Raw genomic sequence first — 12,689 nt, 5'->3', positions numbered from 1 at the left:
AGGAGGTGAAACATATGAACAAATCCGAATTGATCGCGCAAGTATCAGAAACAACTGATTTGCCGAAAAAAGACGTAACTAAAGCAGTTGATGCTGTTTTTGAAGCTATCGCTGGTGCACTACAAAGTGGTGATAAAGTACAATTAGTTGGATTTGGTAACTTCGAAGTTCGTGAGCGTTCTGCACGTAAAGGACGTAACCCACAAACAGGTGAAGAGATCGATATCGCAGCTAGCAAAATCCCGGCTTTTAAACCTGGTAAAGCATTGAAAGATGGAATTAAATAAGTTATTACATATTCCATGTGCAGGAAAGACCGTGACGATCATGTTCACGGTCTTTTCCATATCTGATCTACGTTGAATACGAAAAGGGGATAACATTTATGGAATCACCAGACAATAATTATACCAATAGTGACTATATTGTGATCAAAGCGAAAGATAACGGAGTACAGGTAATTGGCTTGACTCGTGGACGTGATACTCGTTTTCATCATACAGAGAAATTGGACAAAGGCGAAATTATGGTTGTTCAATTTACAGAGAATACATCAGCGATTAAAGTGCGTGGTAAAGCGGAAGTCATGACTAAACATGGCTCTATGGATACAGAAGTATAATCAATATGGCATCTAATCTTGAATACGTAATGTACTTAAATACTGGCTTCCTCATGTTTAATAGTTGATTAAGGTTGAGGAAACCAGTATTTTTCTATGTCATGAATGAACTTACAAATCTTCACTAGCCCTGTCTTGTCAAAAAAACATATGGTATAATGAACTGAAATGGCTGAAAAGATATCTTTTAGGCTATACTATGTTTGTGAAAATAAAGACTTGCACTATAAAGGCGTCGGAGGCTGAGATGAAACCATACCGTTTGTTGGAAACATCCCGAAAATACACAGAATACGATATGATTCAAAAGCATACAGGAGTTCCCGAGTTTCCAGACACTCGTGTACATTTACTTCATGCCTTTTTGAATATGAAAGATCAGGATGATACTGTCTCACATCGTGGAGAATTATTCCCCCTTGTAGCAGGTATTGTACAGATGGCAATGGATACCCATGATATGATCGATACACTGGCTGTTCATCAAGAAGAAGAAGCGATGCGTGCTAGACAGTTAAATGTGTTAGCAGGTGACTTTTTCAGTAGTCGTTTTTACGAATTGTTGTCCAAAGCAGGCGAGATTGAAATGATCTCATTACTAAGTGCAGCTATTTGTGAAACAAATCGTCTTAAGATGAATCTGTATCACAATGTTCAAAGTGAACAATTTACAGCAGAGCAATATGTAGAGTCGCTGACACAGCTTAAAATGGAGCTGTTTATTTTGTTTACACCGTATATTCCTACAGAAGTAGCTGAATTATGGCAAGCATTATTGGTTGATTTTAGTCGTGCAGAGATACTAGCTAATGAATTGACACGCGCACATGGAGAACAAGGGCCTTTTGGTAGCTATGCTCTGTATAAAGTGATTGCACATGTACAAGAGCAGAATAAAGAGAATCTGATGAGTGATGCCGTCACTACAGACCATTGGAATAAATGGGATCAGACGTATCAGATCAATGAACATCTTCGTTCAGAATTAAATGCTGTGTTGACAGATATTAAGCAACGTCTAGCGCAAGCCGGTTATGCTGAATTGCAGACTGAAATTGTACAGCTGACAGAGGCTTATCAGGATATAGCATCGACTAAAAATCGCTAAGCCTTTTAGTTAAAATCATAATATTCCCAAAGTAGTTACTTTAAAATGAGGTGATTGTATCGTGAGTAAACCAGAAGCTGTCAAACCTAAAGAGCAATTTGTACAATCTGTTTTTGAGTCTATTGCTCCAAAATACGATATGATGAATGATTTGCTCAGTTTCCGTCGCCACAAAGCTTGGCGCAAATTTACAATGAAAAAGATGAACGTGCAACCAGGGACTTCGGCGCTGGATGTATGTTGCGGAACATGTGATTGGACACTAAGTATTGCTGAAGCTAGCGGTACCGGTCAAATCAAAGGGCTAGATTTCAGTCCAAATATGTTGAAAGTTGGTCAGCACAAAATCAACCGTGATGGTTGGAAAGATAATATTACGTTGACTCAAGGGAATGCAATGGATCTTCCATACGAAGATAATTCTTTTGATTATGTCACAATAGGGTTCGGATTACGTAATGTACCAGATCTGGTTCAAGTGTTAAAAGAAATGCAGCGTGTTGTGAAACCTGGGGGTATGGTAGTTTGTTTAGAATTATCCAAACCCACATGGCAACCATTTAAAGGGCTGTATTATTTCTATTTCCAAAACTTATTGCCACTTATGGGCAAACTTGTAGCCAAACATTACGAGCAATACAAATGGCTGCCTGATTCACTCAAGCTGTTCCCGGGACGTGCAGAACTGGCGCAAATTTTCCGAGATGTTGGGCTAGATAATGTTCAGGCGTACCCCTTAACAGGTGGTATTGCGGCACTTCATATTGGGATCAAGGAGAAGTAGAATGTTTAAGAAATTTAAAGTATTTTTAGAAATGATTAAAATAGAGCATACGCTATTTGCGTTGCCTTTTGCTTTTATGGGAGCAATCTTAGGATCCTATGTGATTAATGGTCATTTGCCTTTATGGTCACAGATTGGATGGATTTTGTTAGCGATGATCGGAGCACGTACAGCTGCGATGAGTCTTAACCGTCTCATAGATCAGGTATTTGATGGCAAAAATCCACGTACAATGATGCGTGCGATTCCAGCAGGTCTGTTGCGCTCAAGTGAAGTGGTATTATTTACACTGATTTCATTAGTGATCTTTTTCTGGGCAGTGACACAGTTAGATCCGTTAGCGTTGAAATTATTACCGATTGCTATCTTCATGCTGGTGATCTATTCCTACACCAAACGTTTTACATGGCTTTGTCATGTGATACTGGGTATGACGCTGGGTCTAGCTCCATTAGGTGGATGGATTGCAGTAACCGGTCATTTTAGCTGGACAGCGATTGTGTTTTATATTGCAGTTACATTTTGGACAGCTGGTTTTGATGTGATTTATGCTTGTGCAGATGAAGAATTTGACCGTGAAGAAGGGTTATATTCGATTCCAAGTCGCTTTGGTATTGCTAGAGCGCTCAAAATTGCACAAGGATTCCATGTGATTACAGCAGTCGGTCTGATTGCGATTGGTATTATGGCAGGATTGGGTTGGTGGTATTTCGCCGGCGCTGTAATTGCACTTGCTATCTTATTCTATCAACATTATATTTTGACACCTAAAGATTTAAGTCGTTTGCAGACTTCATTCTTTACATTAAATAGTACGCTGAGTCTGATCGTATTTGTATTTACATTGATCGATCTGGTGGTGAAACAGTGGTGGTAAATTCTACAGAACATACAGCGAATCAACGCTATATTGTAGGAATTACAGGTGCTAGTGGTTCGATATATGGCATTCGACTAACCGAGGTATTATTATCCCTCGGTTATACTGTTCATCTAGTGATCTCCAATGCGGGTTGGCGCGTACTTAAAGAAGAGATGGACTGGGAAGCCTCAAGCCGGGAAGAAATGCTAGAGCAGTATTTCAGTACATGGTCAGCACAATTAGTCTATCATTCCTTTGCAGACATCGGAGCTACGATAGCGAGTGGATCATTTCGGGTCAAAGCAATGATCATTGTTCCTTGTTCGATGGGCACTCTGGCGAATATTGCAGGGGGAATGTCTGCTAACTTAATGACACGAGCAGCAGATGTGGTGCTTAAAGAGGAGCGTAAACTGGTTATAGTACCAAGAGAGACTCCGCTTCAAGCGATACATTTAGAAAATATGTTAAAACTAGCACGTATGGGCGTGAGTATTGTTCCGGCTATGCCTGCTTTTTATTATCGTCCGAAAACGTTGGATGATACGGTCGACTTCATGGTTGGCAAGGTGCTCGATATTCTGGACATCGAACATCAATTATTTGAACGATGGGGGAATGGTCGTGAAAAGTTTTGAACAGCCTTTCAAAATTGGTAAAATAGAATATACAAACGATTGGCCGGTGTATCATCATTTTGATCCGTCGGCTCTATCCTTGCCCGCAGAGATTCATAGCGATCTTCCTGCTAACTTGAATCGTGGTTTGTTAGAAGAAACATTGTATCTTACCCCTGTGTCCTCATTTGCTTATGGTACGCGTTCATCTGATTTCTGGTTATTGCCTGATCTATCAGTGAGTGCTAAAAATGCAGTCGGATCGATTCTTCTGTTTTCCAGAAAGCCTATTGCGGAACTGGGAAATGGAACGATCGCACTGACCAATACGTCAGCTACTTCGATCAATCTACTCAAAATTATTCTGCATAAACGTTATCAATTGACACCAGAATATATTTCGATGGATCCAAGCTTGGATGAAATGATGGAACAAGCAGATGCAGCATTATTGATTGGCGATCATGCTATTGCAGCGGCACAAAAAGAAACAGGTTATATTGTGACCGATCTAGGGCAAGAGTGGAAGTCATGGACAGGACTCAGTATGACTTTTGCTGTATGGGCTGTTAACAAGAAATTTGCAGCTACATATCCTGAGTTTGTAACCGAAACAGCGCAACAATTGGTGAAAAGTAAACAACGTTCTATCGCTGATCTGAATCCAGTGATTCAAGAAGCTCAGCAAAAAATGGGCGGCGATCATGCGTATTGGAAACATTATTTTCAGCAATTATGGTATGATTTTGGAGAAAAAGAGCAACAAGGTCTAGCATTGTATTTTAAATATGCGTATGAACTCGAATTATTAGATCATGAAGTACACATGGAATTATGGACTGACAATACACTGATACGGGTGAACGAATGAAACTACTGGATATTTTCGGGACACTAAAAAAAGATATGAATGTGATAGAAAGACAGCTTAGTCATAGTATAGACAGTGAACATCCTTTATTGAATGAGACATCACTGCATCTGCTCAAAGCGGGAGGCAAACGACTTCGTCCCGCTTTTGTGTTGCTTGGAGGCAAGTACGGTACGTATGATCTAGATCGTCTTAGTAATGTCGCTGTAGCTTTGGAATTGATTCATATGGCTTCACTGGTACATGATGATGTGATTGATGATGCAGATACACGTCGTGGTCAGCCTACTGTCAAATCCAAATGGGATAACCGGATAGCGATGTATACAGGCGATTATATTTATGCCAAAGCATTGATGATTGTTGCTCGTCTGGAAAATCCTCAAATTCATCAGGTATTATCTAAAGCGATGGTACAGATGTCGATTGGTGAGATGGAACAGATTAGAGACTTTTTCAATACAGGGCAAAGTATTCGTCGCTACTTACTGCGTATTCGTCGTAAAACAGCGCTATTGATTGCGATCAGTTGCCAATTAGGTGGAATTGCAGCGAATGCACCCAAAGAAGTCACTCGCGAGTTGTATCGTTATGGCTACAACGTAGGCATGGCTTTTCAGATTCGTGATGATGTACTTGATCTGTGTGGTACCGAGAAGCAATTAGGTAAACCACCGGGTAGTGATTTGCGCCAAGGCAATATTACGATCCCTGTTTTGTATGCTCTTCAAGATGAATCACGTAGAGAACCGCTACTTGCTGAAATTACAAGAATTCATAACGCTAACGGCGAGACAGATGTAACAACAGCAGTACGTATGGTACGTGAAAGTCAGGGTATTCAAGAAGCTGAATTATTAGCTGATCGTTATATTCAAAAAGCAATGCATGCACTGAGTCAATTGCCAGCGGGTAGAACCCAAAAGCATTTGCAAGAGATTGCTAAATTTGTCGCTAATCGTTCACATTAACCTACAACAATGTTCGACAATTTAATGTTTTATGGCACAATATAGAAGATTGTGTAAAATAAAAGTCTTTTGGATACGTAAAATATTTCTTAATCACTAATAGAGTGGGATCATACGGTCGATATATACATTACAAAGCATATTGAATAGCGGTTCAAATCTATATTTTGTTCAAATATTCGATATGTCCAGTAATGTATGCTACTCAGGTTTGAGTACAATCAGAAAATGTCGAAAATTGCTATGAAACGCTTCCTTTCTGTAAACAATGGTTTCTGTTAGAATACACAGGTGGGCATAATTACCAATCGTGTCCAATGCAGATCACATTGTAGATAATGGGAGAGTGAACTAATGGAACGCACATTTTTGATGATTAAACCTGATGGTGTGCAGCGGGGGTTAATAGGACGCATTGTCAGTCGTTTGGAGGACAAAGGCTTTAAGCTGGTAGGTGGCAAATTCGTAACCGCAACAGAGCAACAGGCAAAACGTCATTATGCTGAGCACGAAGGCAAAGCATTCTATGATAATTTGATTAGCTTTATTACTTCAGGTCCGGTATTCGCTATGGTCTGGGAAGGTGATGATATCATCACAATCTCTCGCATGGTTATCGGCAAAACTAAAGTAACTGAAGCACAACCTGGAACGATTCGTGGTGACTTTGCTAATCATACTCCACTCAATCTGATTCACGGTTCCGATTCAGTTGAAAGTGCTGAACGGGAGATTGCTAATTTTTTTGACGAGAACGAACTAAGCGTTTACGACAAAAATATTTCAGCATGGATCTAAACATACCCTCGCATGGACTGCACTTATAATGATGATCAAGGAAGTGATCCCATGCTTATTAATGATACTATTCATTCAGATTCGGATTATGTAGGTTTTATAAAAAAAGTAAAAGATAATACTGGAATCGATTTGTCTCAATACAAAGAAGCTCAAATGAAGCGTCGTCTGACCACATTACGTACCAAAAATGGTTTTTCTACATTTAGCGCTTTTTTCGATGCGATGTTAAAAGATAAAACGTTATTTTATGAATTTTTGGATCGTATGACGATCAACGTGTCTGAATTTTGGCGTAACCCAAACCGTTGGGAAGTATTGCGTGATTCCATTTTACCGCAATTGCAAAAAAACAACGGTAAAAACTTGAAAGTATGGAGCGCAGCATGTTCTACAGGTGAAGAGCCATATACATTGTCTATGATCCTTGCTGACAAAAATCTGTTGTCCAGTACAACTTTACATGCTACGGATATTGATGATGGCGCATTGGAAAAAGCTAAAAAAGGAATGTATCTAGAACGTTCACTTAAAGATGTTCCTGCTGATGTAGCCAAACGTCATTTTACAGCAGATGGTCATATGTTCCATATCAGTGACTCGCTGAAAAAAGCGGTTAATTTCCGTAAAGGTAATCTACTGACCGATACGTTTGAAACAGGATACGATCTAATCGTATGTCGCAATGTTATGATTTATTTTACAGAAGAAGCCAAAAACATGCTGTATCATAAATTCGCTAACAGTCTGCGTCCTGGTGGAGTATTATTTGTAGGCAGTACGGAGCAGATTTTCTCTCCGGCACAATATGGGTTTGAGACATCAGAAACATTCTTCTATTACAAAAAAGGCTAATTATTGCCTAGACTGCAATAGAAAAAGTGCACATGATTGAGGCTAGTACTACGCGATACTTATCTATGTATAGAGTGATCTGTTATGTTCTACATGCAGAAAAACGATACAATAACTTTAAATAAAAACACGCTGCTTGTATCGTCGATGACGAAAAGGTAGCGTGTTTTTTATGATACACAGGGAGAAAGAACACTTTAAATCAATGTTTTGCGCTTTCTTGTCAAACCGCTAGATGCTGTACTATAATAAGCAAAGATAATTACGGATTTTAGCAATGCACAGTTTAACAGTTTAAAGGGGGAACGCAACAATGAGTTTACGTTATTTAACAGCAGGGGAGACACATGGTCCCCAATTGACTGCGATTATTGAAGGATTACCAAGCCAGCTTGAGCTGGATTTTGAAGCATTGAATTTCCAACTAGCACGTCGTCAGAAAGGGTATGGACGAGGTCGCCGGATGCAAATTGAAAAAGATACAGCTGATATCGTAGGCGGTGTACGTCATGGATACACAACAGGAGCGCCTGTAGCTCTAGTTGTAGCGAACAATGATTGGAAACACTGGACAAAGATTATGAATATTGAGCCGATGGAAGGTACAGATGAAGAAAAACGTCGTGTACACCGTCCACGTCCAGGTCATGCGGATCTGAATGGCGGTCTTAAATATAATCATAAAGATTTGCGTAACGTATTAGAGCGCTCCAGTGCGCGTGAAACTGCTATTCGTGTAGCTTGTGGAGCAGTAGCACGTCAGTTCCTTGAAGCATTCGGAATCAAAGTAGCTGGACAAGTCATTCGTATCGGTGAAATTGCAGCTCCACCTCACAATCTTCCACTGGATGAGCTGGTTGCTCAGACAGAAGAGTCTTCTGTACGTGTAGTGGATAAAGAAACCGAGCAAAAAATGGAAGCTTATATTGAGCAAATCAAAAAAGAAGGCGACTCGATCGGTGGCGTCGTTGAATGTATTATCGAGGGCGTGCCTGTAGGTTTGGGAAGTTTTGTTCAATATGATCGCAAGCTCGATGCACGTATCGCTCAAGCTGTAATGTCGATCAATGCTTTTAAAGGCGTAGAGATTGGCATAGGCTTTGAAGCAGGTGAACTTCGTGGTTCACAAGTGCATGATGAGATTTTATATAATGAAGAGCGTGGATATCACCGTGCAAGCAATCGTTTAGGCGGATTTGAAGGCGGAATGACAAATGGTATGCCTATCGTGGTTCGTGGTGTCATGAAACCTATTCCTACTTTGTACAAACCGCTACAAAGTGTAGATATCGATACCAAAGAAGCATTTACAGCTCAAGTCGAGCGTTCAGATGCTTGTGCTGTACCTGCCGCTAGTGTTGTGCTTGAAAGTGTTGTTGCTTGGGAAGTAGCCAAGGCTTTCCTTGAGAAATTTGGTGGCGATTCGATGGATGAGATTCGTAATAATCTTAAAAATTATTTAGCTCAAGTGGAGCAATACTAATGTCTGCGGTGAGAACCGTTGATGTCCAACTTGGCGAACGCTCTTATCCGATTTATATTGGAGAAGATTTGTTACAACAGGCAGGAACGTATTTAGACAATCATCGCATTTCCAAGCAAAGCCCGATACTGATCGTTACCGATGAACATGTGGCTGATCCTTATCTTGCTATCGTGGAGCAGTCTTTGACTGCTTCTGGATTTACAGTGGTGACAGCGATTGTAGGTGCAGGTGAACAATCCAAATCGATGTCTGTATTTGAAGAAGTGATGACCAAAGCCATTCAAGGCGGTCTGGATCGCAAATCGACTGTAATTGCACTCGGTGGGGGCGTAGTGGGCGATCTAGCTGGGTTTGTAGCTGGTTCATATATGCGCGGGATTCGTTTTATCCAAATGCCCACCAGTGTACTTGCCCATGATAGTAGTGTGGGTGGTAAAGTAGCAATTAATCATCGTCTGGCGAAAAATATGATTGGTGTTTTTCATCAGCCGGAGTTCGTATTATATGATCTGACAACACTTCAAACATTACCCAAACGTGAAGTTTATGCTGGACTTGCAGAGATGGTGAAGCATGGTTTAATCTGGGATAAAGAATTTGCTTACTGGTGTCTGGAACACGCTGACGAACTGAAATCAGTCGATATGACAGCGATGGGTTATGGTCTGGAAAAAGGCTGTTCTATCAAAGCGATCGTGGTTTCTCGTGATGAGCGTGAGAACGACTTGCGAGCTATTCTTAATTTGGGACATACGATAGGGCATGCCATCGAAGCTGTAGCAGGGTATGGCGAGATTATTCACGGTGAAGCGATCTCTATCGGTATGGTTGGTTCTGCGCTTATCGGTGAACAATTAGGTGGAGAACCGGGTCTTGTTGATACGACCCGTCATATGTTGACAGCTCTTGGGTTACCTATAGTATTGCCTCAGCGTCTAGATGTCGATCAGATTATGGAAGCAATGATGCATGATAAGAAATTCCAAGAAGGATCAATGACATTTGTGGTTCCCAAATCAATCGGTGTTGTGGAAATCAATCACAACGTAGATTATGATCTGGTACGCCGGGTTGTTGAGCAATTAAAGGAAGAGGTGTAAACGATGTACAATCGAGGAATTCGTGGGGCTACTACAGTGATCAATAACGACAAAAAGGAAATATTGGATGAAACCGTAGTATTGCTGAAGGAGATTGTAGACCGTAATCAATTTGAACCTGAAGATATCAGCTGTATCTGGATTACGATGACCCCTGATCTGGATGCTATTTTTCCAGCACTTGCTATTCGTGAGATGGAAGGTTGGAATATGGTTCCTTTAATGTGTGCGGTAGAAGCAGCGGTACAGAACAGCTTACCTCAATGTATCCGGTTAATGATTCAAGTGAATACGACGAAATCACAACAAGAAATCAGACATGTGTATTTAAACGAAGCCAAGCGATTACGTCCTGATTTGGCACTTTCAGAATAGGGATAAGATGTAAGGGTTGCGTTAGACGTTTCTTTTGCTGTATAGTAGTCGTTAAGATAAATAGTAAGAGCCGTGTAATGAGCTGAGATGCAAGTTAGAGGTAGAGAAGAGTATAGATGAGAATGAAACGTAAGCCTTGTCGGCGGGCAGAGCGGATTGATCCATAGGTGTGAAGACACTGTATGTTATTCAATTCGGATCGTGTGCCAGCAGGAAGACAACAGCGAAGACGTTTCAAGCAGTATAACGTAGTATAGCTAGAAATAGAATCATAGAAAGAACTGTATGGTGAGATAGTCATCATCGATTGGATTATTATTGTATTCATTATTTATAGATAACGAGAGGTACAAGAGTGTATCGCTGTTATGCTAAATAAACAATAAGAGATTCATAGATGCTAACTTGATCGCTAACAGATTATAAGTCAGCCGTATACATAGATATGTTATACGATTGCTACTTTCTTTATACTATTTGTAGTGTAATACTTCGGGTCTGCCAGAATCTGAGGTAGTCGATTCTGACATTTGTACATTTTGTACGTCTATTGCAGCCTTCATGCGTCAACACGCGTGAAGGCTTTTTTAGTACCCAAAATACAAATCTGAGGAGCGACTTCTATGATTCAACCTAATATCGAACAAGTGATTGCAACATCGAAAGAATATAATTTGATTCCTATTGTCAAACGTTTGCTAGGAGATATGGAGACACCGATTCGGATTTTTCAACGTTATGCTGATCATAAGCGTGCATTTCTGTTGGAAAGCGTAGAGGGCGGTAGCAAATGGGCGCGATATTCATTTATTGGTAGTGATCCATTTTTATTGATCTCCGGGAAAAAGGGCAGAATCAAGCTTGAAATCAATGGTCAGGAAGCTGAATTAGCAGGTAAGCCGATTGAACAACTCAAAACATTATTACAGCGTTATCGCAGTCCCAAAGTAGAAGGCTTACCTCCATTTACAGGTGGAGCTATTGGTTTCTTCGGTTACGATCTACAGCAATATTATGAAAAATTACCTGCTCATCGCATAGATGACATGCAGATGGATGATATTCAGTTTATGTTTTGTGATCAGATTGTCGTCTTTGATCATGTGAAGCAACATATTTTGCTAGTTGGTAATGTGCATGTACCGGATAACGCAACAGAACAACAGATTCGTGAAGCGTATATCAAAGCTAGTCGTAAGCTAGAAGCAACAGAAGATTTGTTGAAAACACAACCTTCTATAAGCACGATGGGACGTAGCCCGGTATCGGAAGATGTAGAAATGGGCGAAATTCAATCCAATATGACCAAAGAAGAATATATAGATGGTGTACATCGTGCCAAAGAATATATTCGTGCCGGTGACATTTTTCAAGTGGTGTTGTCACAACGTTTTCATATCGAGACTGAAGTTTCACCACTTGAAGTGTATCGGGTGTTACGTACGATGAACCCGTCGCCTTATATGTATTATTTGAAAATGGATGATGAGATTATCGTCGGGACATCACCAGAAGCGCTTGTCAAAGTAGCGGGTGATCGCTTAGAGACTCGACCGATAGCAGGCACACGTCCTCGCGGTAAAACAGAAGCGGAAGATCAAGCTTTGGCTGAAGAATTGCTTCAAGATGAAAAAGAACGTGCAGAGCATCTTATGCTTGTCGATCTAGGACGTAATGATCTAGGACGTGTCTCTGAATTCGGAAGTGTCAAAACAGATACGTTTATGGAAATTGAACGTTATTCGCATGTAATGCATATTGTGTCTGGAGTATCAGGTACACTGCATAAAGATAAAGACTTTTTCGATGCTTTCTTATCTTGTCTACCCGCAGGAACCGTATCAGGTGCACCTAAGTTAAGAGCGATGGAGATTATCGCTGAGATCGAAAATGAAGCACGGGGTGCATATGCAGGTGCTATCGGATATCTTGGATTCTCTGGCAATATGGATGCTTGTATCACGATTCGGACGATTATTTTCAAAAATGGTAAAGCTTATGTGCAAGCCGGAGCAGGCATTGTATGGGATTCGGTTCCAGAAAAAGAATACGAAGAGACGGTAAATAAAGCAAAAGGGATGCTCAAATCGATTCGTGTAGCGGAAGCGATGTTTTTACCTAAACCACAAGATCATGATTCTGAAATTAATCAAGATTATATGTACGGATATGATCGTTAAATAGCATTACATCAAGTTATTAAGTATTACATCGATAAATATAGAAAGATAAAAGAGTTA

At 40.4% G+C, this 12,689-nt stretch carries 14 protein-coding genes; all 14 read left to right on the top strand.

Annotated features, from left to right (window positions below):
* The first annotated feature begins 14 nt into the window (after window positions 1–14).
* Window positions 15–287: a non-specific DNA-binding protein Hbs gene (gene hbs / locus PO903_RS19390; RefSeq protein ID WP_069327910.1), complete on the top strand. Its 273-nt coding sequence runs from the start codon at window positions 15–17 to the stop codon at window positions 285–287.
* A gap of 98 nt (window positions 288–385) precedes the next feature.
* On the top strand, window positions 386–622 hold the full coding sequence (gene mtrB, locus PO903_RS19385) for a trp RNA-binding attenuation protein MtrB (RefSeq protein ID WP_069327911.1): 237 nt from the start codon (window positions 386–388) through the stop codon (window positions 620–622).
* Window positions 623–869: 247 nt separating this feature from the next.
* Window positions 870–1,730, top strand: a complete 861-nt coding sequence (locus tag PO903_RS19380; RefSeq protein ID WP_273594337.1) for a heptaprenyl diphosphate synthase component 1 — start codon at window positions 870–872, stop codon at window positions 1,728–1,730.
* Window positions 1,731–1,791: 61 nt separating this feature from the next.
* A complete protein-coding gene (locus PO903_RS19375) occupies window positions 1,792–2,514 on the top strand; it encodes a demethylmenaquinone methyltransferase (RefSeq protein ID WP_273594336.1) in 723 nt (240 codons plus the stop codon).
* 1 nt (window position 2,515) lies between these two features.
* Entirely contained in the window at window positions 2,516–3,391 is an 876-nt protein-coding gene (locus PO903_RS19370; RefSeq protein ID WP_069327914.1) for a UbiA-like polyprenyltransferase, read from the top strand.
* Entirely contained in the window at window positions 3,382–4,014 is a 633-nt protein-coding gene (locus PO903_RS19365) for a UbiX family flavin prenyltransferase (protein WP_371748179.1), read from the top strand. The genes PO903_RS19370 and PO903_RS19365 overlap by 10 nt, the downstream gene beginning before the upstream one ends.
* Window positions 3,995–4,864 (top strand): menaquinone biosynthesis protein, encoded by an 870-nt coding sequence (locus PO903_RS19360; RefSeq protein WP_137220857.1) that lies wholly within the window; start codon window positions 3,995–3,997, stop codon window positions 4,862–4,864. The genes PO903_RS19365 and PO903_RS19360 overlap by 20 nt, the downstream gene beginning before the upstream one ends.
* Window positions 4,861–5,835, top strand: coding sequence for a polyprenyl synthetase family protein (locus PO903_RS19355; protein WP_137220633.1), 975 nt, complete (start codon window positions 4,861–4,863; stop codon window positions 5,833–5,835). The genes PO903_RS19360 and PO903_RS19355 overlap by 4 nt, the downstream gene beginning before the upstream one ends.
* A 354-nt stretch (window positions 5,836–6,189) precedes the next feature.
* Window positions 6,190–6,633 carry a nucleoside-diphosphate kinase gene (ndk, locus tag PO903_RS19350; RefSeq protein ID WP_273594335.1) on the top strand — a complete coding sequence of 148 codons (444 nt, stop codon included), beginning with the start codon at window positions 6,190–6,192 and terminating at the stop codon, window positions 6,631–6,633.
* A gap of 51 nt (window positions 6,634–6,684) precedes the next feature.
* Window positions 6,685–7,488: a CheR family methyltransferase gene (locus PO903_RS19345; RefSeq protein WP_069327918.1), complete on the top strand. Its 804-nt coding sequence runs from the start codon at window positions 6,685–6,687 to the stop codon at window positions 7,486–7,488.
* A 313-nt stretch (window positions 7,489–7,801) separates the two neighbouring features.
* Window positions 7,802–8,971 (top strand): chorismate synthase, encoded by a 1,170-nt coding sequence (aroC, locus tag PO903_RS19340; protein WP_273594334.1) that lies wholly within the window; start codon window positions 7,802–7,804, stop codon window positions 8,969–8,971.
* 8 nt (window positions 8,972–8,979) lie between these two features.
* A complete protein-coding gene (gene aroB / locus PO903_RS19335; RefSeq protein WP_273594688.1) occupies window positions 8,980–10,074 on the top strand; it encodes a 3-dehydroquinate synthase in 1,095 nt (364 codons plus the stop codon).
* A 3-nt stretch (window positions 10,075–10,077) separates the two neighbouring features.
* Window positions 10,078–10,449, top strand: coding sequence for a chorismate mutase (gene aroH, locus PO903_RS19330; protein WP_137220632.1), 372 nt, complete (start codon window positions 10,078–10,080; stop codon window positions 10,447–10,449).
* A gap of 623 nt (window positions 10,450–11,072) precedes the next feature.
* The gene (gene trpE, locus PO903_RS19325) at window positions 11,073–12,629 is read left to right on the top strand and encodes an anthranilate synthase component I (RefSeq protein ID WP_069327921.1); all 1,557 of its coding nucleotides are present in this window, start codon (window positions 11,073–11,075) and stop codon (window positions 12,627–12,629) included.
* The last annotated feature ends 60 nt before the right edge of the window (window positions 12,630–12,689 follow it).

Origin of the sequence: Paenibacillus sp. PK4536, from assembly GCF_028594455.2 — a bacterium.
Taxonomy (GTDB): Bacteria; Bacillota; Bacilli; order Paenibacillales; family Paenibacillaceae; genus Saccharibacillus; species Saccharibacillus nuruki.
This window is presented reverse-complemented; position numbering and strand designations above follow the sequence as displayed.

What these genes read in the sequence shown, in the direction of transcription:
- mtrB (WP_069327911.1), top strand. Translation starts at nt 386, where the DNA reads ATGGAATCACCAGACAATAATTATACCAATAGTGACTATATTGTGATC.
- aroH (WP_137220632.1), top strand. Translation starts at nt 10,078, where the DNA reads ATGTACAATCGAGGAATTCGTGGGGCTACTACAGTGATCAATAACGAC.
- aroC (WP_273594334.1), top strand. Translation starts at nt 7,802, where the DNA reads ATGAGTTTACGTTATTTAACAGCAGGGGAGACACATGGTCCCCAATTG.
- PO903_RS19380 (WP_273594337.1), top strand. Translation starts at nt 870, where the DNA reads ATGAAACCATACCGTTTGTTGGAAACATCCCGAAAATACACAGAATAC.
- PO903_RS19360 (WP_137220857.1), top strand. Translation starts at nt 3,995, where the DNA reads ATGGTCGTGAAAAGTTTTGAACAGCCTTTCAAAATTGGTAAAATAGAA.
- ndk (WP_273594335.1), top strand. Translation starts at nt 6,190, where the DNA reads ATGGAACGCACATTTTTGATGATTAAACCTGATGGTGTGCAGCGGGGG.
- trpE (WP_069327921.1), top strand. Translation starts at nt 11,073, where the DNA reads ATGATTCAACCTAATATCGAACAAGTGATTGCAACATCGAAAGAATAT.
- hbs (WP_069327910.1), top strand. Translation starts at nt 15, where the DNA reads ATGAACAAATCCGAATTGATCGCGCAAGTATCAGAAACAACTGATTTG.
- PO903_RS19345 (WP_069327918.1), top strand. Translation starts at nt 6,685, where the DNA reads ATGCTTATTAATGATACTATTCATTCAGATTCGGATTATGTAGGTTTT.
- PO903_RS19370 (WP_069327914.1), top strand. Translation starts at nt 2,516, where the DNA reads ATGTTTAAGAAATTTAAAGTATTTTTAGAAATGATTAAAATAGAGCAT.
- PO903_RS19355 (WP_137220633.1), top strand. Translation starts at nt 4,861, where the DNA reads ATGAAACTACTGGATATTTTCGGGACACTAAAAAAAGATATGAATGTG.